This is a genomic window from Butyrivibrio sp. YAB3001 (genome assembly GCF_900112195.1).
In the GTDB taxonomy this organism is placed as follows: Bacteria; Bacillota; Clostridia; order Lachnospirales; family Lachnospiraceae; genus Butyrivibrio.
The window spans coordinates 34762-61352 of the sequence record NZ_FOKR01000017.1 but is presented as its reverse complement, the minus strand read 5'-3'; the positions used below and the strand labels follow the sequence as shown (position 1 = coordinate 61352).

General features: G+C 40.2%; 25 protein-coding genes and 1 tRNA gene. 25 read left to right on the top strand and 1 reads right to left on the bottom strand.

The window, feature by feature from the left end; genetic code table 11:
* Window positions 1-96 precede the first annotated feature (96 nt).
* The 12 genes from BM086_RS15810 to BM086_RS15755 all read left to right on the top strand — a co-directional run bounded on the left by BM086_RS15810 (window position 97) and on the right by BM086_RS15755 (window position 14905).
* The gene (locus BM086_RS15810) at window positions 97-1704 is read left to right on the top strand and encodes an ABC transporter substrate-binding protein (protein WP_330391618.1); all 1608 of its coding nucleotides are present in this window, start codon (window positions 97-99) and stop codon (window positions 1702-1704) included.
* A gap of 136 nt (window positions 1705-1840) precedes the next feature.
* On the top strand, window positions 1841-2785 hold the full coding sequence (locus BM086_RS15805; protein ID WP_092329142.1) for an ABC transporter permease: 945 nt from the start codon (window positions 1841-1843) through the stop codon (window positions 2783-2785).
* A gap of 8 nt (window positions 2786-2793) precedes the next feature.
* The gene (locus tag BM086_RS15800) at window positions 2794-3609 is read left to right on the top strand and encodes an ABC transporter permease (protein ID WP_092329283.1); all 816 of its coding nucleotides are present in this window, start codon (window positions 2794-2796) and stop codon (window positions 3607-3609) included.
* Complete coding sequence (locus BM086_RS15795) at window positions 3600-4394, top strand: ABC transporter ATP-binding protein (RefSeq protein ID WP_092329138.1); 795 nt, start codon at window positions 3600-3602, stop codon at window positions 4392-4394. The genes BM086_RS15800 and BM086_RS15795 overlap by 10 nt, the downstream gene beginning before the upstream one ends.
* Window positions 4395-4412: 18 nt before the next feature.
* Entirely contained in the window at window positions 4413-5171 is a 759-nt protein-coding gene (locus tag BM086_RS15790; protein WP_092329133.1) for an ABC transporter ATP-binding protein, read from the top strand.
* 213 nt (window positions 5172-5384) lie between these two features.
* Complete coding sequence (locus BM086_RS15785; RefSeq protein ID WP_092329130.1) at window positions 5385-5807, top strand: hypothetical protein; 423 nt, start codon at window positions 5385-5387, stop codon at window positions 5805-5807.
* Between the two features lie 241 nt (window positions 5808-6048).
* The gene (locus BM086_RS15780) at window positions 6049-7530 is read left to right on the top strand and encodes a shikimate kinase (RefSeq protein ID WP_092329127.1); all 1482 of its coding nucleotides are present in this window, start codon (window positions 6049-6051) and stop codon (window positions 7528-7530) included.
* A 4-nt stretch (window positions 7531-7534) separates the two neighbouring features.
* Window positions 7535-8302 (top strand): epoxyqueuosine reductase QueH, encoded by a 768-nt coding sequence (locus BM086_RS15775; RefSeq protein WP_092329123.1) that lies wholly within the window; start codon window positions 7535-7537, stop codon window positions 8300-8302.
* A gap of 142 nt (window positions 8303-8444) precedes the next feature.
* Entirely contained in the window at window positions 8445-10214 is a 1770-nt protein-coding gene (gene argS / locus BM086_RS15770; RefSeq protein WP_092329119.1) for an arginine--tRNA ligase, read from the top strand.
* Between the two features lie 49 nt (window positions 10215-10263).
* Window positions 10264-11628, top strand: coding sequence for an MATE family efflux transporter (locus BM086_RS15765; RefSeq protein ID WP_092329115.1), 1365 nt, complete (start codon window positions 10264-10266; stop codon window positions 11626-11628).
* Window positions 11629-11729: 101 nt separating this feature from the next.
* On the top strand, window positions 11730-14246 hold the full coding sequence (locus BM086_RS15760; RefSeq protein WP_092329111.1) for a bifunctional diguanylate cyclase/phosphodiesterase: 2517 nt from the start codon (window positions 11730-11732) through the stop codon (window positions 14244-14246).
* Window positions 14243-14905 carry a L,D-transpeptidase gene (locus BM086_RS15755; protein ID WP_092329106.1) on the top strand — a complete coding sequence of 221 codons (663 nt, stop codon included), beginning with the start codon at window positions 14243-14245 and terminating at the stop codon, window positions 14903-14905. Before BM086_RS15760 ends, BM086_RS15755 begins: the two co-directional genes overlap by 4 nt.
* Window positions 14906-14951: 46 nt before the next feature.
* On the opposite strand, the gene BM086_RS15750 is transcribed toward BM086_RS15755, so the two are convergent.
* Window positions 14952-15025 (bottom strand) — tRNA-Met (locus tag BM086_RS15750).
* Window positions 15026-15222: 197 nt separating this feature from the next.
* On the opposite strand from BM086_RS15750, the gene BM086_RS15745 reads away from it, so the two are divergent.
* From BM086_RS15745 to sigH, 13 genes are all read left to right on the top strand, one after another.
* Entirely contained in the window at window positions 15223-16164 is a 942-nt protein-coding gene (locus BM086_RS15745; RefSeq protein WP_092329102.1) for a phosphatase PAP2 family protein, read from the top strand.
* 271 nt (window positions 16165-16435) lie between these two features.
* Complete coding sequence (locus BM086_RS15740) at window positions 16436-18133, top strand: EAL domain-containing protein (RefSeq protein WP_175560320.1); 1698 nt, start codon at window positions 16436-16438, stop codon at window positions 18131-18133.
* A 37-nt stretch (window positions 18134-18170) separates the two neighbouring features.
* The gene (locus BM086_RS15735) at window positions 18171-18614 is read left to right on the top strand and encodes a hypothetical protein (protein ID WP_092328995.1); all 444 of its coding nucleotides are present in this window, start codon (window positions 18171-18173) and stop codon (window positions 18612-18614) included.
* Entirely contained in the window at window positions 18611-19165 is a 555-nt protein-coding gene (locus BM086_RS15730; RefSeq protein ID WP_175560319.1) for a GNAT family N-acetyltransferase, read from the top strand. The genes BM086_RS15735 and BM086_RS15730 overlap by 4 nt, the downstream gene beginning before the upstream one ends.
* 283 nt (window positions 19166-19448) lie before the next feature.
* Window positions 19449-19967, top strand: coding sequence for a CarD family transcriptional regulator (locus BM086_RS15720; protein ID WP_092328985.1), 519 nt, complete (start codon window positions 19449-19451; stop codon window positions 19965-19967).
* A gap of 81 nt (window positions 19968-20048) precedes the next feature.
* The gene (locus tag BM086_RS15715) at window positions 20049-21230 is read left to right on the top strand and encodes an alanyl-tRNA editing protein (RefSeq protein ID WP_092328980.1); all 1182 of its coding nucleotides are present in this window, start codon (window positions 20049-20051) and stop codon (window positions 21228-21230) included.
* 41 nt (window positions 21231-21271) lie between these two features.
* Window positions 21272-22021 carry an AzlC family ABC transporter permease gene (locus BM086_RS15710; protein WP_330391616.1) on the top strand — a complete coding sequence of 250 codons (750 nt, stop codon included), beginning with the start codon at window positions 21272-21274 and terminating at the stop codon, window positions 22019-22021.
* Complete coding sequence (locus tag BM086_RS15705) at window positions 22014-22316, top strand: AzlD domain-containing protein (RefSeq protein WP_092328975.1); 303 nt, start codon at window positions 22014-22016, stop codon at window positions 22314-22316. Before BM086_RS15710 ends, BM086_RS15705 begins: the two co-directional genes overlap by 8 nt.
* Window positions 22317-22349: 33 nt before the next feature.
* A complete protein-coding gene (gene ispF, locus BM086_RS15700) occupies window positions 22350-22892 on the top strand; it encodes a 2-C-methyl-D-erythritol 2,4-cyclodiphosphate synthase (RefSeq protein WP_092328970.1) in 543 nt (180 codons plus the stop codon).
* A 56-nt stretch (window positions 22893-22948) separates the two neighbouring features.
* Entirely contained in the window at window positions 22949-24373 is a 1425-nt protein-coding gene (gene cysS / locus BM086_RS15695) for a cysteine--tRNA ligase (RefSeq protein ID WP_092328965.1), read from the top strand.
* The gene (locus tag BM086_RS15690; RefSeq protein WP_092328960.1) at window positions 24358-24798 is read left to right on the top strand and encodes a Mini-ribonuclease 3; all 441 of its coding nucleotides are present in this window, start codon (window positions 24358-24360) and stop codon (window positions 24796-24798) included. The genes cysS and BM086_RS15690 overlap by 16 nt, the downstream gene beginning before the upstream one ends.
* 142 nt (window positions 24799-24940) lie before the next feature.
* Window positions 24941-25690 (top strand): 23S rRNA (guanosine(2251)-2'-O)-methyltransferase RlmB, encoded by a 750-nt coding sequence (gene rlmB / locus BM086_RS15685; protein ID WP_092328955.1) that lies wholly within the window; start codon window positions 24941-24943, stop codon window positions 25688-25690.
* A 111-nt stretch (window positions 25691-25801) separates the two neighbouring features.
* Entirely contained in the window at window positions 25802-26428 is a 627-nt protein-coding gene (sigH, locus tag BM086_RS15680; RefSeq protein WP_092328951.1) for an RNA polymerase sporulation sigma factor SigH, read from the top strand.
* The last annotated feature ends 163 nt before the right edge of the window (window positions 26429-26591 follow it).

Below are 26591 nucleotides of genomic sequence, written 5' to 3'. Positions count from 1 at the left end.
AAAGAGACTATTGTTTAAAGCAATATCTGTGTCACAGTCGCTGACTTCTTTCAATGAAGCAGCAATTTTACAATTATATAGGAGGAAGATTTTAACATGATGAGAAGAAGAACTATTGGAAAGGCAGGTTGTTCACTTCTGATGGTCGTGTTAACAACACTGACTGTTGCATTGAGCGGATGTTCAAGCGACAAGGCAGGAGATTCCGCAAATAGCAGTAATGGAACAGAGGCAGCTACAGATACAGTAGCAAGCACAGCTGAAAGCTCCACAACAGAAACTGCGGATGATCTTTCTAAGCTTATCGTAGGTATACCTCAGGATATCGACGGACTTGACCCTCACAATTCAACGGGGGCAGGAACCAGAGAAGTGTTCTACAATATTTTTGAGGGCCTTGTCAAAGCAGACGAAAACGGTAATCTTAACCCTGCTGTAGCCAGTGAATACACAATCTCAGAAGACAGTAAAGTTTACACATTTACATTACGTGATGGAATCAAATTCCATGATGGTTCATTAGTTACTGTAGAGGATATTAAATATTCCCTTGAAAGAAATATGGGCGTTGATGGCAGCGAGCCACTTATCCGCGCTTATGCACAGATTGATAGTGTAAATATTGTAGATGACAGCCATGTAGAAGTTGTACTTAAGGATGCAGATTCAGATTTCCTTACTCAGCTTACAGTTGCAATAATTCCTGCAGCTAACGAGCATCCGGAGACAACACCTATCGGAACTGGTCCATACAAATATGTTTCTAATTCACCACAGGAGAATTTCATCGTTACAAGATTCGATGATTATTGGGGTGAAAAGGCATACATCAAGGACGTTGTATTTAAGATCGAGTCAAATATGGATGCTATCGTAATGGACCTTGAAGGCGGTTCAATCGATATGATGGCGCGTGTGACAAGCACACAGGTAAATCAGCTATCTGATAAGTTCCAGGTATATGAAGGAACTATGAACCTTGTACAGGCTCTTTATCTTAACAATGCGGTTAAACCATTTGATGATGTGAGAGTTCGTCAGGCACTTTGCTATGCGGTTGACCCTCAGCAGATTATGGATTTCGTATCAGACGGAGCAGGAACAGAAGTTGGAAGTGCTATGTTCCCTGCATTTACCAAGTATTATATGCCTGAACTCAATGACACATACAATACAGATACAGAGAAGGCAAAAGAACTTCTTAAAGAAGCCGGATATCCAGATGGCTTTGAATTTACAATTACAGTTCCATCCAACTATGGTCAGCATGTTGACACAGCACAGGTAATTGCTGAGGAACTCAAGGAAATAGGCGTTACAGCAAACATTCAGGAAATCGAGTGGAATTCATGGGTTAGTGATGTTTATTCCGGAAGACAGTATGAGGCTACAGTAGTTGGAATCGATGCTTCAACACTTTCTGCATCAGCTCTTCTTTCAAGATATGTATCTGACGCAGGAAAGAACTTCGTAAACTTCAACAGTGAAGCATATGATACAGCATACAAGAATGCGCAGTCTACAACTGATGATGCTGAAAAGACTAAGTTCTACAAAGAGTGTGAGACTATTCTTTCAGAGGAAGCAGCAAGCGTATATATTCAGGATCTTCCTGAGTTTGTAGTGCTTAACAAGAAATTTACAGGATATGTATTTTATCCACTTTATGTTCAGAACATTGCCAAGATCAAACCGGCAGAATGAACCTAATGTTGCTGCTTAGACAGAAATGTAAGCTGCATCTGAATGGACAGTAATAGTTTAATAATATTAGCAGATGACGGTTATACTAATATGTCTTTTGCTACAATACAATGAATTTATAGCGAGGAATATGAATATGAAATATACACTTAAAAAGCTTTCATCTATGATAGTGACTTTGGTGGTGGTTTCATTATGCGTATTCCTCGCTTTTAATGTGCTTCCGGGTGACCCTGCAGTCAGAATGCTTGGACTTGAGGCATCACCGGAACTGGTTGAACAGACAAGAGAGAGAATGGGGTTAAATGACCCGCTCCTGGTAAGGTATTTTAGATGGTTTTTTGCGTTTTTACATGGTGATTTTGGTACTTCTTACACTTACAGCGTTCCGGTTGCTGGTATGGTCGCAAGTAAGATACCAATCACATTTACTTTGGGAATATATGCTTTTATTCTTACAGTTCTTGTTTCTATCCCGCTTGGAATTCTTACAGCCAAGTATGAGAACGGACTTCTTGATAGGACAATTACTGTTATAAATCAGGTTATAATGGCTATACCGCCGTTTTTTTCAGGAATACTTATTACTTTCGTTTTTGGAATGATATTTAGATTATTTACACCGGGAGGATTTGTATCCTATACGGATAATCTGAAAGGATTTTTCAGATATCTTTTCTTTCCGTCTTTGGCTATTGCACTTCCTAAGATATCCATGACGGTCAAGATGCTTAGAGGCAATCTTATTGACGAAGCAGCTAAGGATTATGCCAGAACTGCCTACAGCCGTGGAAATAATACAAATGGAGTGCTTTACAGACATGTGCTTAAAAATGCAATGATACCGGTCATAACTTTCCTTGGAATGGCGCTTGCCGATATGGTGGCAGGAAGTATCGTTGTTGAACAGGTTTTCAGCATTCCCGGAATAAGCAGAATACTGCTTACCAGCATCAGTAACAGGGATTATCCTGTTGTTGAGGCAATAATAATGGGAATTGCGATGATTGTTATCGGAATTAATTTTTTGGTGGATATTATTTACAGGATAATTGACCCGAGAATAGGAATAGATGAGTAATGGCTAAAATGGCTAAGAACAATATCAAAAAGTTCATAAAGGATCCATATCTTTTGTTTGGGACTGTGATCATGGGAATGGTTCTTCTTATGATCATTGTCGGATGCTTCTGGATGCCGTATGAACCTACTAAAATGAATGCAGCAGAGAAGCTTCAGGGAATCTCATTAAAACACATTATGGGAACTGACAATATGGGACGTGATGTATTCAGCAGAGTGATGTATGGTAGCAGAGTTACACTGATGATCGCTATCGGAACGATTATCATCGGTGCAGGACTTGGCACTATTATCGGGGCCATTACAGGTTACTATGGCGGCATTATTGATGAAGTGGTAATGAGAATAATTGATGCGCTGTTCGCATTTCCAAGTATTCTTTTGGCGCTGGTAATCGTAAGTGTTTTTGGTGTAGGTTGGGTACAGCTTGTGGTCTCACTTGGAATAGCGTTTGTGCCAAGCTTTGCCAGAATAGTAAGAGGCGAAGTTCTTCGCTGTAAAAATATGGATTATATTGAAAATGCCAGACTGATAGGGGTATCGGACCTCAGGATGATATTTGTGCATATTCTTCCAAATATCAAGGGAGTACTGGCATCTTCGATTCTTATAGGCTTTAACAACGCGGTGCTTGCAGAAGCGGGACTAAGTTATCTTGGAGTAGGCTCACAGCCTCCGTATGCAAGTCTTGGAAGAATGTTATCTGATGCACAGCAATATATGTTTACCAGACCAAGTTATGTCTTATGTCCGGGACTTGTAATAGTTCTTATGGTTCTTGGATTTGCATTTCTTGGGGAGGGAATCAAGAGATGGAAATAATATTAGACGTTACGGATCTTCATATAGAATTTCATGATTCGGATCAGCCGGAGACAGCAGTTGAAGACTTTGATCTGATGCTTGGCAAGGGCGAAATAGTTGGTATTGTCGGAGAGTCAGGCTCGGGAAAGAGTATGAGCGCGCTTGCGATTGCAGGTCTTTTGAACAGACATGCGATTTCCAAGACGGGCCGAATAATGTTTGCGGGCCAGGATCTTCTTACCTGTGACAGAAAGATGCTTCGTTCGTTTCAGGGAGATGAGATTTCAATCATTTTCCAGGAGCCAATGACAAGTCTTAATCCGGTTAAACGCATCGGTTGGCAGGTCGAGGAACCGCTTTTTATTCATCATCCGGAGATAAAGAAAAAAGAAAGAAAAAAGCTTGCTATCGATATGCTAAAGGATGTAGGCCTTGAAAATGCAGAGGATGTCTATTATATGTATCCTCATGAATTGTCAGGCGGAATGAGACAGAGAGTAATGATAGCTGCTGCAATGATAGGTAATCCGCAGATCCTTATCGCTGATGAGCCCACAACAGCTCTTGACGTAACTGTTCAGGCACAGATAGTTGAACTTCTTAAAAAGCTTAACAAAGAAAAAGGAACCTCAATTATTTTTATCTCACATGACCTTAGTCTTGTGAATCAGCTCTGTGAGAGGGTAATTGTAATGCAGAAGGGCAAAATAGTTGAGAGTGGCCCGACTAAAAGTGTTTTCATGAATCCAAGGGATGTGTATACAAAAAAGCTTATAGCGGCAATTCCTAAAATAGATATTTAATGAAAAACAAGGTGTCAGATGGAAAATGATGTTGTTTTAAGAGTGACTAACCTGAATGTTTTTTACAAAAACAGGAAAAGAAAGCTCTTTTCAAAAAAAGATAAGAAGATTCAGGCGCTGTTTGATGTCTCTTTGGAAATGAAAGAGGGCGAAGTGCTTGCAATCGCAGGAGAATCCGGTTGCGGTAAATCTACGCTTGCCAGGGCAATCGTTGGCATAAACAGAGATTATAACGGTGAAATATGGCAAAAGTACGAGAGACCGCAGATGGTTTTTCAGGATCCATATAATTCGCTTAATCCTGCCAAAAAGATCGGCTGGCTTTTGGAAGAGCCGTTAAAAGTTGATACTCAGCGTAAATGGACCAAGGAAGAGAGAAAGAAAAGAGTTGAGGAGATAATGAAGGAGATTGAACTTCCGTTATCTATGCTTGACAGATATCCTTCTCAGCTTTCCGGAGGACAGAGGCAGAGAGTATGCATAGGCATGGCTCTTATGAGAAATCCCAAGGTTCTTATTGCTGATGAGCCGGTTTCTGCTTTGGATGTAACAATTCAGGCTCAGATAATGGAGCTTTTGACTAATCTTCATAAAAAGCTTGGAATTTCAATAATATTTATTTCACATGATCTCAGGGTTGTATATCAGATAAGTGATAATTGTCTTGTAATGAAAAATGGAAGAGTCGTAGAGTACGGCAACACAAGGGAAATGTACAAAAATCCCAAGGCTGATTATACAAAGCAACTACTGCAGGCTGCGGGAATCAGGAAGTAGAATATTGTTCTGCAAATAGACATATAATTTGTTACTGGAGCGAGCTGATAGCGAGTGAACAGTAACTGCGAATTAAGTGATGTGTGTTTATGATAAATTAGTGCAAGACAGGGGACGCATTTTTTTATATAATCATATTAAGAAAAGTATGAATTTTCCGATATATAAGTTGAGAGTAATGGCGGATATGTTGGAAAGGATGGGGAGATAATATTGAACAGATTAGGCGGGTATATAAGTAATTATAATGCTTATAGCATTCCTCCTGCGTCTAATGATTTTAAGGTCGATGAGAGGACTCTTTTAAATGAAAAGCAGCATCCTGAGACCAATCAGCAGGAGAAACAAAAATCTGGAAGCGAAAAAGAATTTGATTTGTCAGTAGCTGAGATACCGGTAAGAGAAAATGCTTCGATTGAGAACGTTGCGATTACCTTTGGTGTTTATGATGCTTCTTCACTAGATATCATGGGTGAAAGAGGACTTGCTTCTGATGATATGAGAAACGCTATTTCCGGAATGAGAAAAGACCATATTTTACATGAGTATCAGTATTTTGTAGGAAGCAGTGTGAATGTTGAAAAAGAAAACAAGATTATTGCAGATACCGGTGATGGAGTTGTAATTAAACTGTAATTATTTCGAAGAATTGTTTGAGTACATTGTTCGGAACAATCCGTGACATCACTTTTGAACTTTACATCATGATTATGAAAGAACCGTGTTCGATGCATGGTTCTTTTTCTTTTAATATGAATAAATGTCATTTTAAATATAATAGTTCAGCTTTGTATGCATGTCTTTTTATCCTTGAATAGAAAGTTACGCTTGGTGTAAAATAGACCAAAAATAATGTACGCGTTGGGGAGGCAGACAAATGGTAAATTATACTGATGGTAATACAAGAACATGTGGACTTTTAGCGAATCCGGCAAGGCATACGCTTTCTCCGTTTATACATAATAACCTTGCGCAGATGTTTGGCATCAATATGGTTTACGTCCCTTTTGAAGTGCCTTCAGGCAGTATTCAGGACGCGGTAAAAGGTGCAAAGGCTCTTAATATTCTTGGGCTGAACGTTACAATTCCTTATAAGAATGAAGTGATTCCGTACCTTGATGATATTGATCCTCTGGCAAAGGGAATAGGGGCGGTAAATACCATAGTCAGAATGAAAAATGGCGGCTTTAAGGGCTATAATACGGATATGACAGGCCTTTACCGTTTCTTACAGGAGGAGGGAGTAGATTTTCAGGGAAAAACAGTGGTCATTCTTGGAGCAGGGGGCGTAGCAAGGCCTGCAGCGTTTCTTTGCGGAACAAAGGGCGCTGAGAAAGTATTTCTTTTGAACAGAACTTATGATAAGGCTGAGAGCGTGGCTGATGAAGTAAACAAGGCTATCTTTGAGTATGGGAATGATGAGAAGCTGACTGCGGATGGAATTCCTGCAAACGGCGAAGATTCGGAGTATCCTCAGATTGTAATTCCCATGCGTCTTGAGGATTATAAGGATTTATATAAAGAAGATAAGTTTATCGTGCTGCAATGCACCTCTGTAGGGCTTTTCCCGGATGTGAACAGCGCTGTTATCGAGGATAGTGAGTTTTATAAGCATGTAAGTGTTGCGATGGATATGATTTATCGCCCTATCGAAACTAAGTTTATGAAATTGGTAAAAGAGGCAGGAGCGACGGCATATTCCGGTCTTAAGATGCTGCTTTATCAGGGAATAGACGCATTTGAGTTATGGAATAATGAAGAGGGAGATGAAAAGATAAAGGTGAGCAGAGAGCAGGCTGATGAAGTGTACAGGCTGCTTGAGCTTGAGATTATAGGCGCGAGAAATATTATTCTTGAGGGTTTTATGGGGAGCGGCAAGTCTACTGTGGCTGAAGAACTCGCAGCTTTACTCGATATGGAACTTTTAGATACGGATAAGGCCATAGAAGAGGCTGAGGAAAGAACCATCAAGGAGATATTTGAACAGGACGGCGAAGCTTCATTTAGAGACATGGAGACAGAACTTATTGAATCTGTTGTTGCTGAGCATTACAGAGATATGGTAGTTTCCCTTGGAGGAGGCCTTCCTCTTAGAGAAAAAAATGGTGAGCTCCTTAAGGCGGCAGGAAAAATTGTTTATCTAAGGACAAAGGCACAGACAGTCTATAACAGGCTTAAGGGAGATACCACAAGACCACTTCTTAAGAGCGATGATCCTCTTAAAAGAATAAATGATCTTCTTGGTGAGAGGTCGGAAAAATATGAGAGCATAGCTGATATTATCATAGATACCGACGAACTTACGCCTGCGGAGATTGCAAGAGAAATAATAAATAGACTTGGAGTTAGTTTTATCTGATCTTATGAATAAACGAAATTATGCAAAAGAACTTGAAAAGAAAATAGCAGAGTTTCAGCAAAAGGGGATATATCCCAAATTGCTGCTTCATGCCTGCTGCGCACCATGCTCATCATATTGTCTGGAATATTTAAGAGAATACTTTGATGTTACAGTTTTTTTCTATAACCCCAATATTACAGAAGAGACAGAGTACAGAAAGCGTGTTGAAGAGGAAAAGAGGCTGATTGAAGAATATAACAGGCAGATAGATGATAGTGATTTTGAAGGAATGAATTCCGATGCAAAGGCGAGAAAAATAAATATTTTGGAAGGAAAGTATTTCCCGTCAGAGTACTTTGAGGCAGTAAAAGGGTTGGAGAATTGCCCTGAAGGCGGCGAAAGATGCAGGAAGTGCTTTGAACTGCGACTTAATGAAACGGCAAGGGCAGCGCTTGAAAATGGATTTGAATTTTTTACGACCACTTTAACCATAAGCCCTCTCAAAAATGCAGATGTACTTAATGAGGTGGGAGAGCAGGCGGCTGAAATGGTCAATGCTTCGGGCACTTTATCCGGCGATAAAGATTTAAGAACAATAGACAGAGTCTTTTTCTTACCATCTGATTTTAAGAAAAAGAACGGATATAAGCGGTCAGTGGAACTATCTGAGAAGTTTGGTCTCTACAGGCAGGATTTTTGCGGCTGTGGTTTTTCAAAGGCACAGAGGGAGAGGGAAAAAGAACAAAAAAGATTAGAAGAAAATACGCACTGTGCTGCGAAATTCTTATGAACATGATTCAGAAATACAAGGAAAAATATAATTCATAATATAATGATAATTGTGTGTTGATTGATGGGGGATATTTTGTTAAAATCTTGTATGTTTGTTGTGAAAATGGTGTTTTTTATATATAAAGAAAGAAGGTTGGATTTTGGAAAAAATACTTGAACTTATTTCTAAAGAGGTAGGAGATGCATTTGAAAAGGCAGGATATGAGCGTGAGCTTGGCAAGGTAACTTTGTCAAACAGACCTGACCTTTGCGAATATCAGTGCAATGGCGCTATGGCAGGAGCCAAAAAGTATGGAAAAGCTCCTTTTATCATTGCTGATGAAGTTGCAGCAAATCTTCAGGGAAATGATATATTTGATAAGGTTGAGTCTGTAAAGCCCGGATTCTTAAACATCACTGTAAGTGGTGAATTTGTAAGAGGCTACATTGTCAGAATGCTCCATGAAAAGCACATGGGAGTTACAATGCCGGGACATGAGCCTACATATATCATTGACTACGGCGGACCTAACGTTGCAAAGCCACTTCATGTAGGCCATCTTCGTTCTGCAGTAATCGGAGAGAGTATTAAGAGAATCCTTAAATATACAGGTAATAAAGTAATCGGTGATGTTCATCTTGGCGACTGGGGACTTCAGATGGGACTTGTAATCACAGGTCTTAAGGAGAGAAAGCCTGATCTTTGCTACTTTGATCCTGATTATACAGGCGCTTATCCTAAGGAAGCTCCATTTACTGTTACTGAGCTTGAGGAGATTTATCCTGCAGCCAGCAAGAAGTCCAAGGAAGATGAGGCATTTAAGGCTGAGGCTATGGAGGCTACCAAGCTTTTACAGGATGGCTATAAGCCTTACAGAGCTTTATGGCATCATATTCTTAATGTATCTGTTACAGACCTTAAGAAGAATTACAATAAATTAAATGTTAATTTCGACCTCTGGAAGGGTGAGTCAGATGCTCATGAGACAATCCCGGGAATGGTTGAATACATGAAATCCCATGGCTATGCACATGAAAGCCAGGGAGCTCTTGTTGTTGATGTGGCAAAAGAGACAGATACAAAGGAAATTCCTCCATGCATGATCTTGAAGTCAGACGGAGCTTCACTTTATAACACAACTGACCTTGCTACTATCAAGCAGCGTATGGACGGAGAGCATCCACAGGGAATCATTTATGTGGTAGATAAGAGACAGGAGCTTTATTTCACTCAGGTATTCAGATGTGCGCGCAAGACCAAACTTGTTTTACCTGAGACTGAACTTCATTTCGTAGGCTTTGGAACTATGAACGGAAGCGATGGTAAGCCTTTCAAGACAAGAGAAGGCGGAGTTATGCGTCTTGAGAATCTTATCGCAGAGATTGATGAAAAGATGTATAACAGGATTAAAGAAGGAAATCCTGATGTAAGCGATGAGGAAGCTAAGGATACAGCTCATAAGGTTGCTGTTTCAGCTCTTAAATATGGCGATCTTTCAAATCAGCCTTCTAAGGATTATATCTTTGATATTGATAAATTCACTTCATTTGAAGGAGATACAGGCCCATACATTCTTTACACAATGGTAAGAATCAAGTCTATTCTCAAGAAATATGAGGCTGAAGGTGGAAATGTCAAGGATGCAAAGCTTGATCAGCCAGACAGTGCAGCAATGAAGGATCTTATGCTTCTGCTTACAAGATTTGCTGATTCAGTTGAAAGTGCTGCGAGAGACCTTTCACCTAACAGAATCTGTGCATATATTTATGACCTTAGTAACGCATTTAACAGTTTCTATCATGGAACAAAGATCCTTACAGAGAGTGATGCTGATAAAAAGAGCAGCTATATAGCTCTTCTTGCTATAACTCTTAAGGTATTGGAAACAGGAATAGATCTTCTTGGATTTGATGCGCCTGAGAGAATGTAAAACAGAGTGTCGCATGTAAGATGCGGGAAAATTTGATTTATTACATATTATGAATATTAAAGAAAACAAAGTAAAAAATACAAATCATATGTTCAGCAACAGGAAACTTCTCCTGTTGCTGATTCCTATTATAGCGGAACAATTCTTAAACTCCCTTATGGGTATGGCTGATTCAATGATGGTCAGCAATGTGGGCGCTGCGGCGCTTTCTGGAGTATCACTTGTGGATTCCATCAACAATCTGGTGGTTCAGGCTTTTAATGCTATGGCTACCGGCGGCGTTATCATATGTTCTACCTATGTGGGACAAAAGGATATGAAAAGAGCTAACGACGCAGCCAGACAGGTGATGCTTGTATCTGCTTTTATTTCATTTTTGCTGATGGTTATATGCCTTCTTTTCAGAAATCAGCTTCTAAGTATGATATTTGGGCAGATTGATAAGGATGTCATGCAGGCTGCAAGCATATATTTCCTTTTGACCATTCTTTCATATCCGGGAGTATCCCTTGCTGCTGCGGGAAGCGCAATCTTCAGAGCTCAGTCCAATACAAGACTTCCCATGAACGTTGCGATTGTTTCCAATATTTTAAATGTGGCAGGAAATGCCATCCTTATATGGGGTTTTAATCTTGGAGTTTATGGCGCAGCAATAGCGACGCTATCTTCAAGAATCTTTTCGGCGGTCGTCCTTCTTTATATGCTAAGGAAAGATAAGAATGCTGTTTTTGTAAGAGATTATCACAAGATTCGTCCTGATTTTGAAAAGATAAGAACCATACTTGCAATGGGAATACCAAATGGAATAGAGAACTCCATGTTCCAGTTTGGAAAACTTGCTATCCAGTCATCTGTTTCTATCTTAGGGACTGCGGCTATTGCTGCCCAGTCAATGACCAATATATTTGAAAATGTAAATGGTGTCGCCGGAATAGGCGTTGGAATAGGGCTTATGACAATTACGGGCCAGTGTCTTGGCGCCGGTCGAAAGGATGAAGCAGTATATTACACCAAAAAGATGATCGGATGGGGATATATTGCGATACTTAGTAGTTGTCTTTTGACATACGCTATTTCAAGGCCTGTAACATATCTTGCCGGTATGGAAGAAGAGAGCGCAAGACTTTGCGTATACATGCTTGGATGGATAACCATAATAAAGCCTGTTTTGTGGCCTGTTTCTTTTGTTACACCGTATGCAATGAGGGCTGCAGGAGATGTGAGATTTTCAATGATCGTGGCTACGCTTACCATGTGGCTTTGCAGAGTTACTCTTGCTACATACCTCATCCGCGTTGCCGGGATCGGAGCTATGGGTGTCTGGATTGGAATGTTCTGCGACTGGGGAATCCGCGGAATAATTTTTACAATCAGATTTTACAGGGGAAAATGGATACACAAAGTTGTTTCGTAGTACTTCTTAGTATTTTAATGTTTTTTTAATTAAATTATATTGTGAACTTAAATATAATTATGGTGTAGCTATTAACAGTTTGTTTTGGTTTGAAAAATCGTATGGATAAAAATAATAGAAACAATATTTTTTACATACGCTACGCCTTAACTGTAATTGGAATGTTGATTCTGGTTGCTTCTGTTTTTGTGCTCGTCAGTATAACACGTTCAGATACTGATGAGTACGAATTGCAGGAGCCTTCTATGGTAAGCCACCGCGTATTGTTCTTATGCGCGTATAATTCACTTTATTTTACATATGATGATCAGATTGAAGGCCTCAAGGAAGGCCTTTATCCTAATGGAATTGATTTTGATGTTGTCTACATGGATTCCAAGAACTATGACACGGAATCTGATAAGAAAGTCTTTCATGATTATCTGAAGGAGAGATTAAAAAAAGACAGAGGATATGAGGCAATTATCCTTGGCGATGATGATGCTCTTTCTTTTGCCCTTGAATATCAGGATGAACTGTTTTCGGGATATCCCATGGTGTTTTTTGGTATAAATGATGCAAGTGCTGCAATAGAAGCTGCTAAAAATCCTATGATTACCGGCTTTTATGAAAAAGATTATCTGAGGGATTGTATTGAACAGGCTGTGGCCACAATGCCGGATAGAAAGAAATTTGTGGCGCTTCATGATGATTCTGCAGCCGGAAAGGCTGATGCGGAGATTTTTTATTCCTATGATCAGAAATATCCGGATTATTCTTTTACGGATATTAATACTGAGCAGCTTACTGAAGAGGAACTTATTGAGAAACTAAAAAGCCTTCCTGAAGATTCTGTTCTCTTTTACATGACCTGCTATAGCGGGATCAATGGAACAACCAAATCCATGCAGGACAGGACCGCAACTATTGTAAGATACGCTGATGTGCCTATTATAAGAAATTATTCAGGTGGTAGAAATGAGGGCGTTCTTGGCGGCACATATATGGATTTTACTGTGCAGTGCAGGGATGCAGCGATTATTGTTTATAATGTTCTGGAAAAAAAGACTGATATTTCGGAATATCCTCTGGATACCGATACTCCCAGCAAAACAGTGTATAACTATCGCCTGATGCAAAAATATAACATCAATGAAAAGCTGCTTCCTGCGAACGCAGAAATAATTAACAGGCCGTTTAATTTCTTTGAGTATTATAAAGATATCATCCCAACGATGCTGATGATAGTTGGGGCATTGATACTTCTTATAATTAGCGACAGACTTACGCTTGTGCAGCAAAGAAAAGACTATGAGCAGCTGCGAAGGTCCAGGGATGAGATAAGAGCATCCCAGAAAAAATTAAGATATCAGGCTGAACATGATGATCTGACAGGTATCTTAAACAGGCGGGCTATAGTTGATGCTATGAATAAAGCTGTGCGGAGTGATCAGGAATATTCCGTAATGATGGTTGATATTGATGCATTTAAGGAAATCAATGAGAACTATGGGCACAGTATGTCTGATTATATCCTGAAATACCTGTCGGATAAGCTAAAAGAAGCATCTGATGCTAACAGGTGGCTCCTCGGCAGATATGGCGGTGATGAGTTTATCATCATGGTGCCTGATGAAAGCCTTGATGTGGATTCAAGACAGACTAAGCTGGTGCTGGATGTTTTCAGAAGGCCGATAACTGCAGGAGAAGATACGATAATTCTTTCTGCCAGCATGGGTATTGCTAATTCTGAGGGTACCGGCTATCCGGAGCAGCACATCATTAATGCTGAAATAGCCATGTATGAGGCTAAAGAGCATGGCAAAAATAATGCATTTGTCTACGCTGATGAGATGCAGATAAAGGTGCGTGAGGAAAATAAGCTAAAGGCCAGGATAATAGAAGCTTTCGAAGATGATGATTTTTATATGCTGTACCAGCCTAAGGTGCATACCAAGACCGGCAAGATCATAGGATTTGAAGCGCTTGTAAGAATCAGAGATTTTGAGCAGGGGCCGGATGTTTTTGTGCCTTTAATTGAAAAAAACGGATGGGTAATAAGGCTTGGAAGACTTATTACAGAGATGGTGCTAAAACAGCTTTCAGAGTGGCAGAAGGCGGGAAAAGAACTGTTGCCGGTTTCCATTAACTTTTCATCTAAACAGGTCAATGATATCGGATATATAGATTTTTTGAAGGAACTTCTTTTTAAATACGATATTCCTGCAAGATATCTGGAAATTGAGATTACTGAAGGGCTTTTGATAGAACAGAGCCTTCAGACAAAAAAGCTGTTCGATGAGTTCAAACATCTTGGAATAAGGCTTTTGATGGATGATTTTGGAACAGGTTATTCGTCTCTTGGATATCTTATTTATGTGCCAATAGATGAAATTAAGCTTGATAAATCACTGGTTGATGCGTATCTGGTTCCGGGAAAAGATGAGTTTATCGGCGATGTGATTAAGCTTGTCCATGATATAAAGAAAGACATTATCATCGAGGGTGTCGAAGAAGAATGGCAGTTTACCAAACTGCGTGAATTTGAGGCGGATGCTGTGCAGGGATTTTTCTTTAGCAAGCCGCTTGAGCCTGATGCTGCGATTGATTTTGAGGTGGATAAGGGGGTATTTTTATGAAAAAGTCTGTTGTTACTATGATTATTACGGTTTCTCTGTTTCTTGGGGGAATGATATTTTTAAGTACCAGTGCAAAAGCTTCTGATTTTGATGCTGAGTTCTATGCAAAGATGTATCCTGATGTTGTGGCTGTGTGTGGTACAGATCCGGAGGCACTTTATAATCACTATGTTACATTTGGAGTTCATGAGAATAGATATAAAAACGCTGAAGAAATGGCTTATGGTATCGGATATGATGAGACGCCTGCTGCTTCTGATACTCCTGCTACTCCCGGTGCTTTACAGTCATTTGAGACCTATGTGGATGTGGATATAGCAAATCAGCAGATGACCTATTATGTGCTTGGTGAGCCTGTTTTATCATCTGCAATTGTTACGGGCAATGCAAGTAATGGGAATGATACTCCCACCGGAACATTTTATATAAATACCAAGATTCCAGGGAAATACCTTGTGGGGCCAACCTGGAATGTGTGGGTAGACAGATGGATGAAATTTACCGGAAACGTGGGACTTCACGATGCCAGCTGGAGAAGTGAATTTGGCGGTGATATATATAAGAGAAATGGTTCGCATGGATGCGTAAATCTTCCGTCGGATGTGGCAAAGACGCTCTATGATATGGTGGATATTGGAACGATGGTCAAGGTTCATTAGACAACAAAAAAGCTCATCAGGAATTCCTGATGAGCTTTAAATTTAGTAGCGAGAGGGGGGTTCGAACCCTCGACACCGCGGGTATGAACCGCGTGCTCTAGCCAGCTGAGCTATCTCGCCATGTCTGTTTCTCTGTCGCTGTGTTCCGCAGCCGACTCGTATAATATACCTCGTTTAGAGACTAATGTCAACACATAAAATAAAATTTTTTTAAAAATTTTTTTACCGTTATAGAATTATCAGAAATACGCATGGGCATAATGTGGTAAAATGGGATTAAGAGTAGTGAATAACGGGAATGGAGCTTAAGAGAGAATATGGAGGCAATTGTAGGTAATACTTTTTATTTTGATTTTGAAGTCAGGCTTATGGAAGCACTTCAGCAGTTATTAGGGGAAACAGGGGCGTTATTTGTATCAAATTTTTCAGCATTTGGGGAAGAATTTCTTTTGATAATCATTATGGGGTTTCTTTATTGGTGCTATGACAAGAAATTCGGGATATTTGTGGGAACGAATCTTGTTGTAGGAATAATTGCAAATCCCATGATTAAAAATGTCTTTTTGAGAAGAAGACCGTATTTTGATAATCCGGGGATAAAGTGCTTCAGGCCGGTGGAAAAGGGAACTGATATATATGACATTTCAGCGCAGGGCTTTTCTTTTCCCAGTGGTCATTCAACAAATTCGGTAACGGTGTATAGCGCGATCGCCAAATACGGAAAGAAAAAGGCGCTTACGATACTGGCAGTTGTGATGCCGCTTTTAGTTGGCTTTTCAAGAGTGTCTGTGGGCGTTCATTATCCTACGGATGTACTTGTGGGATGGCTGTCCGGATTAGTAATAGTTTTCCTTCTGTCTTTCCTTATGGGGAAATTTTATGGGGAAAAGAGATGGCTCCTTAATCTGATCATTTTTTTAGTATCCTGCCTTGGGTATTTCTATTGCAAGACAGATGATTATTTTGCAAGCCTGGGGATTATGGCAGGATTTTTCGTGGGAATAGAGTTCGACGAAAAAAATATTCGCTTTAAGAATACAAAGAATATTTTAAAGTGCATATTGAGAGTAGTCTGTGGCGGCGCGATATTTTTAGCCTTCAATACAGTTTTGAAGATGCCTTTTAGCAAGGATTTTCTTGCATCTGGGACGCTTCTTGCGCATCTTGTACGGACACTTCGCTATGGGATTTCAACATTTATTGTTGTAGGTGTTTATCCTATCTGCTTTGACAGATTTTTAAAGGAAAAGAGTAACTGAATAAGGCGTAACTATTGTGAGTGCGAGGAAACTATAATATAATCGATATATGGAAATACGTACACCAATTATTGCAATTTTAGTATCTATTATATTGATTGTCATTTACCTCAGGAAAAATCTTCCGCAGCTTATCTCTGCAAGGATATTTTTCGTTTTCTTGATTGCGGTCTTTTTTAATAACCTGTGCGAAATAATTGAATGTGCCGTATTTTACTACCTGGATGATTCTTTTGTGGCGCTAAGGCATGTCTCGCAGGGAATGTACGTTATGTCCATTATACTGACAGCCGCGGTGATGTGCGTCTACGTTTATTCCAAGACTACCAAGAGAATAGGCGTACAGAACATGGCGATACTTATTTCGTTTGCGCCTGCAATGCTTGCTTTTACAGCTATTTTCTTTAGACAGATTGAATTTGGAGTTAATGATAAAGGCATATATTACAATTATGGACCGGTCATCGGAGTATGCTATATTATCGGCTTTATGTACATAATTGTCGCGATAATAAGGGTGGTATTCTTAAGAGACAGGCTATCTGTCGAAAACTTTACCGCTATTATTGTAGGCCTGGGCGTTTGGGCGGTTTTAGCGGCTTTTCAGTTTATTAAAAGAGATATGCAGGTATCATCTGTTGCTACTATGCTGATGGAGCTTATTCTTTTCCTGTCGATGGAAAACCCGAAAGAGTTTTATGAACGGTCGATAGATGGGATAAGAAACCGGGACGCTTTCAATATGGTCCTGCCGGAGCGATTTGGACCGGGGCACAAATCATTTTTTGTGATCTCTGTTATTTTTACCGGAAAAACAGCAATAATGAGCAATTCTGACAGAATTGAACTGGCAGAGCTTATGAAGAATGTAGGAAAGATTTCTGAGAATAAGATCGGAGTTCCGGCATATCTGTTCAATTGGAATACACTCTGTTCGATCATTTATTCGCCTGAAAAGGTGGAAAGCTTCATGACCAGCATCAATAACATTAAAGACAGTGAGGGCAAAAACTACCGGCTTACCTTTAGTGTCCTGGATGTGCAAAGATATGCGAATGGGGCAGAACAGGTCATTCAGATATTAAATTACGTTTCCGGGGAATATGTTTACACCCAGTCATCGCCAAACCTTGTCATAGATCAGAACGTTGTTGATAAGATGATCTTTAGAAATACCATCGAAGATGTGGTAAGGCAGGCGGTAAAAGAAAAAGCGTTTGAGGTTTATTATCAGCCAATCCTTTGCGTGGAGACAGGAAAGTTTTCATCCGCGGAGGCGCTTGTAAGACTTAAGCACCCGGACACGGGGAAGTTTGTTTCACCGGAAGACTTTATACCTATAGCTGAGAAGTGCGGACTTATCCTTGAGATCGATGATCTTGTTTTTGAAAAAGTATGTTCTTTTATCGCAAGAGAAAATCTGCCACGATTGGGAATAAAGATCATAGAAGTCAATCTGTCGGGAAATGAGGTTGTTGATGAACAGACGCATGTAAGACTTCTTAACAAGATGGAAAAATATCATATACCGCCTCAGTTTATCAATTTTGAGATAACTGAAACCTCGTATATTAGTAACGACGAGGTATTTCTTGAGAATGTAAAAAGACTTAAGGCAGTAGGAAGTTCTTTTTCCATGGATGATTTCGGATCGGGCTACTCGAATCTGCTGGAAATACTGAAAATGGATTACGCCCTTGTCAAACTTGATAAAGAATTTGTCTGGAATTGTCTTGATATAACCAGACCTGAAAATATGAAAATGCTGGAGTATACAATAAACTTCCTCAAAGATTTTGGGCTTCATATTCTTGCGGAAGGCGTTGAGAATCTTGATCAGGCCAAAATCCTTGTGGATAAAGGAGTTGAGTATCTTCAGGGCTTTTATTACTCAAAGGCAATTCCTGAGAATGAATATATAGATTTTCTTAAAGCACAAAAGGGAATGTTTGAAAGTACAAACGTATAGTCAAAAAGTGTGATCGTTTTGACGAAAGGAGAAGGCAATGAACGAAGGTCTTTATAATGCGGTTTTTGGTTATGGAGAAAATAAGATTGATCCATTTGAACTTACTGCAGTAGATTTTGACCGAATCATATCGGATATGAGACTTGTAGGTTATGAAATAACGTCTCTTAATATCGTTCAGCAGATAATGCTTGAGGAAATTGATACTCTCATAAAAGCAAAGAGTAAGATCATTGAGGCAACAATGGATATGGATAATAAGGATGACTATTGCAGACAAAAGTTTGGTTTGTCCTTTAAAGATATCGATGCGCTTGATCCTCAGCATGATATAGAGTTTGATATTAAGAGTGGAAAGGTAATCTTCTTCATGTCTCATGACGCTGTTCATAAGGAAGAAGCTTATTTTACCATGTTCAAAAAATACATTGAAGGAATTACCGCCAGAACCGGATTTCAGTACATGAGCCATAGCAGATGAGGATGATATTGGAAACAGAGAGGCTGTTGTTAAGAGGCTGGAGAGATGAAGATGCCCCCAGTCTCTTTAAGTATGCAAGCGATGAAAGGATAGGACCGGCTGCCGGATGGCCGCCCCATAAAGATGTAAGTTACAGCAGGGCTGTGATACGGACTGTTTTTGCCAGGGATGAGGTCTATGCCATCTGCCTTAAAGGCATGGAAAAAGAGCCGGTTGGCAGCATTGGACTTACTCTTGAAGGCAGCAAGGAAAGGCCTCTTTCGGAGGGTGAAGCAGAGCTTGGATATTGGATTGGATATCCTTTTTGGGGGCGGGGGCTTGTTCCCGAGGCGGCGATTGAAATTCTGAAGCATGGCTTTATGGATCTTGGCCTAAAAAGAGTTCTCTGCGGATACTTTCAGGGAAATGAGAGGTCAAAAAGAGTCCAGGAAAAATGTTGCTTTAAGTATCTTCGCACTAATAATGATACTAAGGTTATCATGCTTGGCGAGACAAAAGTGGAGCATATAAATGTTCTTACTAGAGAGGAGTTCTTTTTTTACTATAAATGATTTAGGGGTGTGAGCGTGCATTTTGCGGAACAATCCTAAATCATTTTTTTCTTTGTATCATCAGTGCAAGAGTAAGCCTTAGGTAACATATTTTTATAAAAAAGTATCAAAAAAACATGTAAAAGTGTTACAAATTTTGTAATAGTATGGTATAATATTCCCATGCGAGCAAGGACATGGTAAGTGGGGACCAAGGACATCCTCTTGCCATGTTTTTCTTTTCCTTCAGGCATGAAAGCGCTTTCAGGTAGCAGTTGTTATTGTTTCGCAAAGGAGGAACAAAATGTTAAATATCGGAGAGTGCGTAATTTACGGTAGTCATGGTTTATGTAAGGTTCGGGATATTCTCGTACCGTCGTTTCTTGAGAGGGGAAAAGAGAAACTATATTACATGATGATTTCCGCTGTCGATGTCGGAAGTGTCCTCTACGTTCCGGTAGAGGGTGCCGAGGATAAGATAAGAGAAGTTATTAGCGCTGACTATGCTGAAGGATTGATAGACGACATTGAGGAAGCACCGGAGACTGAGCTTCCGGAGGGTAAAAAGGCTGAGCCCGCGATAATGGCGATCATTAAGAGGAACACAGCGTATGAGATGATGGGTCTTGTGAAGTCCTTGCATAAGATCAAATCGCATAGAGAGGCCGAAGGCAAGAAGTTTGCAACTCTTAATGAAAAATACTTGAATATGGCTGAGAAAATACTTTACACTGAACTTGCGTTTTCTCTTGAGACGGAAAAGGATGTTATCAAGAGAAGAGTAATAGGAGTGCTTTCAGACCTTCCATTGGAGACTGCATGATGCAGTCTCCTTTTTTCATCATGTTATTTATCCGTGAAATGTGTTAGAATAAGCAGTGATTGATTTTTTGAGGATGAAGGTATGACGAAAGAGTTATATTATGATAGCGCGTACATTAAGGAATTTGACGCGAAAGTTTTAAGTTGCGAGAAAACTGATGCCGGATACGAGATAGTTCTTGATGAGACAGCTTTTTTTCCGGAACAGGGCGGACAGGGGAGCGATATAGGCGTTCTTGTCTATGGAGCGGATGAGACTAAGGCGCAGGTTTCCCATGTTAGCATTGGTGCAGATATAAAGCACTGTTCTGATATTGAGATTCCTGTGGGAACCAAGGTCCATGGCGTGATCGACTGGGAGCGGAGATTTGGCAACATGCAGCAGCATACCGGAGAACATATCTTTTCCGGAATTGTAAATAGCATGTATGGGGCCAACAATGTTGGATTTCACCTGAGTGATTCGGAAGTTACAATGGATTATGACAAGGCTCTGACCAGGGAGCAGATTTCTGATATCGAGATGAGGGTGAATCAGGCAATTTGGGAGAATATCCGTGTATCTGCTGATTTTCCCAGTGAAAAAGAACTTGAGAATATCGATTACAGAAGTAAGAAGGAACTGACAGGCAGGATAAGGCTTGTTACAATAGATGGCTACGATGTATGCGCCTGCTGCGCGCCACACGTTGAAAAAACTGGTGAGATCGGTCTTCTTAAAGTGGTAGGCCTTCAGAACTACAAAGGTGGCGTGAGAGTCAATATCCTTTGCGGTAAAAGAGCTTTAGAATTCTTAAATGAGCAGCAGAGAATTGTAAGTGACCTTTCCGGGAAGTTTACAACTTCTTCAGACAAGGTTGAGGCAGCAATAAATAAGGTGCTTCAAGAGAATGCCGATATCAAGGGCAAACTTGCAAGCCTTAACGAAGCATTGATAGAATATGAGCTTAAAGAAATAGATTCATCTCTTGAAAATGTGATACTTGTAAAAGATGGAATCGACAATAATTCCATGCGCAAGCTGGTGAATTCTCTTTGTGCTGAGCATGCAGGAGTTTGCGGCGTTTTATGTGGAAATAAGGCTGATGGCTACAGATTTATACTGGGGTCAGGAAGCCTTAATAAAGACCTTAAGCAGGTTGTAAATGTTTTAAGGGAAAAGTTTGGAGCAAAGGGCGGCGGTTCTGCGAACATGGTGCAGGGAAGTCTTTTTGCAGATGATATCGAGAGTGTGAAGGAAACGGTAGTATCTGCGGTGAAGTGAGTGAACAGTAACATGGCAAGAAAATTGGGAGTGAATGGCTGATGGATGTTGGAGTTTCAGAGGAAGAGTCAGGAATGAGCAGCGGAAGCTTACAGGATTTTAAAGAGGGATGCCAAAACGCGATTCCCATATGCCTTGGTTACATTGCAGTTTCTTTTGCATTTGGAATCGAGAGCGCCAAGGTAGGAATGACACCTTTCCAGGCGGCTATGACATCGCTTCTTAATGTCACAAGCGCCGGTCAGTTTTCAGCGCTTGAGATAATTGCCAGAAATGGCAGCTTTATAGAACTTGCGGTTTTACAGTTTATAATTAATCTTAGATATATGCTTATGTCCTGCGCACTTTCACAAAAACTTGATTCTAGCGTAAGCACAGGGCACAGACTGGGTATCTCATATGGTGTTACAGATGAGATTTTTGGCGTAAGCGTTCTAAAAAAAGGAAAACTTTATCCTATGTTTTCCTATGGACTTATCTTTACTTCGGTCTTTGGCTGGGTGCTTGGCACAGTCCTTGGCGCCGTGGCGGGACAATTACTTCCCCAGAGACTGATAAGTTGTCTTGGACTTGCAATTTATGGTATGTTTATAGCGATAATAATTCCTGAAACAAGGAGCAGCAAGGCAGTGGCGCTTGTTGTTATCTGCGCAATGGTGATGAGCTGTGTGTTTACTTACGCGCCATTTTTAAAGCTAATATCATCAGGATTTAGAATAATAATTGTTACAATAGCGGTTGCAGCTGTTGCCGCGATTCTTGCGCCCATAAAGGAGGAAAGGAATGAGTAAAGTTTATTTATATATTCTCCTTATGGCTGTAGTTACATATCTTATCAGGGCTTTGCCGCTGACACTTATAAGAAAAGAGATAAAGAGTAAGTTTATCAGATCTTTTCTTTATTATGTACCTTATGCAACACTGGCAGCCATGACTTTTCCGGCTATACTTAAGGCTACAGATTATGTAGCTTCATCTATTGCAGGATTTGCGGTTGCGCTTATTCTTGCTTTTAATAAAAAGAGCCTTTTGACCGTTGCAGGCTGTGCCTGCGGAGCAGCATTTCTGGTTGAGCTGCTGTTGTAATTTAATAACTTGTTTTTTGGGAAGGAAATTGACATGAGAGTTGGAATGGGATATGATGTGCACCGGCTTGTTGAGGGAAGAGACCTCATTATGGGCGGTGTGAAGATTCCTTATGAAAAAGGTCTTTTGGGACATTCTGATGCAGATGTTCTTTTACATGCTATAATGGATGCGCTTCTTGGAGCAGCAGCACTGGGAGATATTGGAAAGCATTTCCCTGATACTGATCCTGAGTATAAGGGCGCTGATTCACTGGTTCTTTTAAAAAGAGTTGGAGAAATCCTGGAAGAAAACGGGTATCTTGTTGGAAATATCGATGCCACGATAATCGCCCAGGCGCCTAAGATGAGACCTCATATCGATAACATGAGAAAGAATATTGCTGATACACTTGGAATAGATATATCTCAGGTAAGCGTTAAAGCTACAACTGAGGAAGGACTTGGTTTTACCGGTACAGGTGAAGGAATATCATCGCAGGCAATCTGTATGATAGAGAGTCTTTTTGAAGCAAGCAGATCAGTTTATGACAGCGAAGGAAACGGCTGCGGAGGCTGCCCTAAGTGTAAGGGCTGAAAAACAATATAAGAATAATACAATAACTCTTTTTGAGAATTAATACAGGAGATAACATGGCACACGAGTTTACTTTTTATAATACTTTATCAAGAAAGGTCGAAGAGTTCAGACCAAGAGAAGAGGGCAAGGTTTCAATGTATACCTGCGGCCCTACAGTTTATCATTTTGCTCATATTGGAAATATCAGAACATATATCATGCAGGATGTTCTTATCAAATCCCTTGAATATGCGGGATACGACGTAAAGAGAGTAATGAATATCACAGATGTTGGACATCTTTCTTCAGATGCTGACACCGGTGAAGATAAGATGCTGGCAGGCGCAAAGAGAGAACACAAGACAGTTATGGAAATTGCAAAGTTCTATACAGATGCTTTCTTTACAGATTTTGATGCTGTAGGCAATAAGCGTCCTGATATTGTGGAACCTGCTACAAACTGCATTCCTGAGTTTATCAACATGGTTGAAGTTCTTTTGGGAAAAGGCTTTGCCTATGTCGCAGGCGGAAACGTATATTTTGACACCAGCAAGCTCAAGGATTACTATGTCTTTTCATCAGATGTGGAAAAAGAGCAGCTTCAGGTAGGCGTACGCGACGACGTTGAGGAAGATGTTAATAAAAAGAATAAGACCGACTTCGTACTTTGGTTTACAAAGTCCAAGTTTGAGGATCAGGCTCTTAAGTGGGACAGCCCTTGGGGAGTTGGTTATCCCGGCTGGCACATTGAGTGTTCATGCATTTCCATGAAGCATCTTGGCGAATATATCGATATCCACTGCGGCGGTGTCGACAATATTTTCCCTCATCATACTAATGAGATTGCTCAGTCAGAAAGCTATCTTGGACATGAGTGGTGTAAATTCTGGTTCCATAGCAATCACTTAAATGACAGAGCCGGCAAGATGAGTAAATCCAAGGGAGCAGTCCTTACAGTTTCTGTTCTTAAGGAAAAAGGCTATGATCCGCTTGTATACAGATTCTTCTGCCTCCAGTCACATTATAGAAAGCCTTTGGAGTTTTCTTTTGATGCTCTTGATAATGCAGCGCTTGTATTCAATAAGCTTGTGAAGAGAGTTTCTGAGCTTAAAGAGGATGGAGCAGTTGATGAGGCAGTTAAGGCTCAGTTTGAGGACAAGTTCAGAGATGCAGTATGCGGTGATCTGAACACTTCAATGGCTATCACAGTTCTTTATGATGCTCTTAAAGCTGATACTAACGATGCAACCAAACTTGCTCTTATTGACAGCTTTGATAAGGTTCTTTCTCTTGACCTTATAAATCATGCAAAGAGCCTTTCAGAAGGAACTGAGATAGATTCAGAACTTGAGGCATATATTCTTGATGCCATTGAGCGCAGAACAGCAGCAAAGAAGGCCAAAGACTTTGCTACAGCTGATGCTATTCGTGCTGAACTTCTTGCAAAAGGCGTTGAGATCAAGGATACTCGCGAGGGAGTAAAATGGCAGCTGGTTTAAATGATTATCTAAATGACAGATTTGGTATTGAGGGAAAAGATATCAGGACCTATTCACCACTTACGCTGGCGTATATAGGCGATGCGATATTTGATGTGATTATCCGTTCAATACTTGTCAATAAAGGAAACACGGCTGTCAACAATCTTCATAAAAGAGCCAGTCAGGTGGTTAAGGCACAGACTCAGGCTGCTTTTGTCAAAGTTCTCATGGATGATCTGACTGAGGAAGAGGCTGATTATTATAGAAGAGGTCGCAATTCCAAGCCACACACCAAGGCTAAGAATGCCACAACGATGGACTACCTTGAGGCTACAGGCTTTGAAGCAGTGATAGGATTTCTTTATCTTACAGACAACATGGACAGAGCCTGTGAACTTGTGGCAAAGGGAATTGAAAGATTGGAACTGGATATATTGAAGTGACCATCTGATGGAAATGATAGGTAATTTAGCTGCAATTGAGTTCATGTTGTAGTAAAGAATAAGGTATTTATTGTATAAATATTATCAATTCATATGTGGTTTGGATAGTATGAATTGTTTTACGATTTTTAGAGGTAATGAAATGGAAGAGAATTTTGAAAGCAGGATAATAGAGGGAAGAAACGCAGTTTTGGAGGCCTTTCGTTCAGGGAAGACAATCGACAGACTCTTTGTACTTGATGGCTGCAAAGACGGACCGGTTCAGACAATTTTGCGTGAAGCCAAGAAACATAAGGATACCGTTATCAGCTTTGTGAAAAAAGAAAGACTTGATCAGCTCTCAGAAACTGGCAAGCATCAGGGCGTTCTTGCCTATGCTGCTTCTTATGAGTATGTGGAAGTTGAGGATATTCTTGACAGAGCAAGTGAAAAGGGCGAAGAGCCATTTGTTATAGTCCTTGACAATATCGAAGATCCACACAATTTAGGTGCTATCATCCGTACTGCTAATCTGGCAGGCGCTCATGGTGTTATTATCCCTAAACACAGGGCTGCATCACTTACAGCTACTGTTGCCAAGGCTTCTGCAGGAGCAATCAATTATACTCCTGTTGCCAAGGTTACAAATATCGCTGCTACTATTGAAGAACTCAAGGAAAAAGGACTTTGGTTTGTCTGCGCAGATATGGGCGGAACAACTATGTATGACCTTAATCTTAAGGGGCCAATCGGCCTTGTTATCGGTAATGAGGGAAGCGGAGTAGGACGCCTTGTAAAAGAAAAATGTGACATGATAGCTTCAATCCCTATGAAGGGAGACATCGATTCCCTTAATGCTTCTGTAGCTTGCGGTGTTCTTGCTTACGAGATCGTGAGACAGAGACTGTTGTAAGATGCTGTGGTAGTAATGGTTATATATTTGAATATTGGTTAGATATATTTACAGTTTATTATAAAGATAATCAATAGAATATGTCGTTTATGAGAGAGGAGAGGATTTCATTTGAACGAGAATAAGTACAGAGACAAATCGGATGAAGAACTGATCCTCTCGATTCATGATAACGAGGAAAAAGATGCCGTTGACTATATCATGAATAAATACAAGCACCTTGTAAAGAAGAAAGCCGCTTCAATGTTTATCCTCGGTGCTGATAGAGACGATCTCATTCAGGAAGGAATGATAGGTCTTTTTAAAGCAATCCGTGATTATGACTACGGAAGAGATGCAAGCTTTGCCACATTTGCTGACCTGTGCATTTCCCGTCAGATGTACTCTGCGGTAAAAGCTCTCGCCCGCAAGAAACATACCCCTCTAAACAGCTATATCTCCATCTATGCAAAAAGAGAAGGCGAAGATGAGGGCTCCGATGTTGCCCTTGAGGATATTCTGGAATCTGATTCAAGCCTTATCCCGGAACAGCATATCATAGACCAGGAAAATCTAAACGCTCTCGAGGAAGCCATTGAGCGCGAGCTAAGTCCTATGGAAACGCAGGTTCTCGATCTTTATATCACAGGAATGAGTATCAAACAGATATCTGCAGTTCTTTCCAGAGATGAAAAGTCTACTGATAATGCTATGCAGAGAGTCAGAAATAAACTCAAGAAATATCTCAAAAATAAATGAAAAGTGCTAGGATGCACTGTCTATCATAAAAAGAGTTTGTTCCAAAATGTTTACTTTTTGGAACAAACTCTTTTTGTATTCTACTCAAAATATCAAAATAATTCAATAGTATATTTTAAAAACTTTTGCAAAAGTATGTCGAAATATTACTTGTAACTTACTA

Excerpts from the sequence above, each read along its gene's own strand:
- BM086_RS15790 (WP_092329133.1), top strand. The coding sequence starts at position 4,413 with ATGGAAAATGATGTTGTTTTAAGAGTGACTAACCTGAATGTTTTTTAC.
- rlmB (WP_092328955.1), top strand. The coding sequence starts at position 24,941 with ATGGAAGAGAATTTTGAAAGCAGGATAATAGAGGGAAGAAACGCAGTT.
- BM086_RS15775 (WP_092329123.1), top strand. The coding sequence starts at position 7,535 with ATGAATAAACGAAATTATGCAAAAGAACTTGAAAAGAAAATAGCAGAG.
- BM086_RS15720 (WP_092328985.1), top strand. The coding sequence starts at position 19,449 with ATGTTAAATATCGGAGAGTGCGTAATTTACGGTAGTCATGGTTTATGT.
- BM086_RS15715 (WP_092328980.1), top strand. The coding sequence starts at position 20,049 with ATGACGAAAGAGTTATATTATGATAGCGCGTACATTAAGGAATTTGAC.
- BM086_RS15745 (WP_092329102.1), top strand. The coding sequence starts at position 15,223 with ATGGAGGCAATTGTAGGTAATACTTTTTATTTTGATTTTGAAGTCAGG.
- BM086_RS15795 (WP_092329138.1), top strand. The coding sequence starts at position 3,600 with ATGGAAATAATATTAGACGTTACGGATCTTCATATAGAATTTCATGAT.
- BM086_RS15710 (WP_330391616.1), top strand. The coding sequence starts at position 21,272 with ATGGATGTTGGAGTTTCAGAGGAAGAGTCAGGAATGAGCAGCGGAAGC.
- BM086_RS15740 (WP_175560320.1), top strand. The coding sequence starts at position 16,436 with ATGTCCATTATACTGACAGCCGCGGTGATGTGCGTCTACGTTTATTCC.
- ispF (WP_092328970.1), top strand. The coding sequence starts at position 22,350 with ATGAGAGTTGGAATGGGATATGATGTGCACCGGCTTGTTGAGGGAAGA.
- BM086_RS15765 (WP_092329115.1), top strand. The coding sequence starts at position 10,264 with ATGAATATTAAAGAAAACAAAGTAAAAAATACAAATCATATGTTCAGC.
- BM086_RS15805 (WP_092329142.1), top strand. The coding sequence starts at position 1,841 with ATGAAATATACACTTAAAAAGCTTTCATCTATGATAGTGACTTTGGTG.
- BM086_RS15705 (WP_092328975.1), top strand. The coding sequence starts at position 22,014 with ATGAGTAAAGTTTATTTATATATTCTCCTTATGGCTGTAGTTACATAT.
- BM086_RS15810 (WP_330391618.1), top strand. The coding sequence starts at position 97 with ATGATGAGAAGAAGAACTATTGGAAAGGCAGGTTGTTCACTTCTGATG.
- BM086_RS15760 (WP_092329111.1), top strand. The coding sequence starts at position 11,730 with ATGGATAAAAATAATAGAAACAATATTTTTTACATACGCTACGCCTTA.
- BM086_RS15755 (WP_092329106.1), top strand. The coding sequence starts at position 14,243 with ATGAAAAAGTCTGTTGTTACTATGATTATTACGGTTTCTCTGTTTCTT.
- BM086_RS15800 (WP_092329283.1), top strand. The coding sequence starts at position 2,794 with ATGGCTAAGAACAATATCAAAAAGTTCATAAAGGATCCATATCTTTTG.
- BM086_RS15780 (WP_092329127.1), top strand. The coding sequence starts at position 6,049 with ATGGTAAATTATACTGATGGTAATACAAGAACATGTGGACTTTTAGCG.
- BM086_RS15730 (WP_175560319.1), top strand. The coding sequence starts at position 18,611 with ATGAGGATGATATTGGAAACAGAGAGGCTGTTGTTAAGAGGCTGGAGA.
- cysS (WP_092328965.1), top strand. The coding sequence starts at position 22,949 with ATGGCACACGAGTTTACTTTTTATAATACTTTATCAAGAAAGGTCGAA.
- BM086_RS15690 (WP_092328960.1), top strand. The coding sequence starts at position 24,358 with ATGGCAGCTGGTTTAAATGATTATCTAAATGACAGATTTGGTATTGAG.
- BM086_RS15735 (WP_092328995.1), top strand. The coding sequence starts at position 18,171 with ATGAACGAAGGTCTTTATAATGCGGTTTTTGGTTATGGAGAAAATAAG.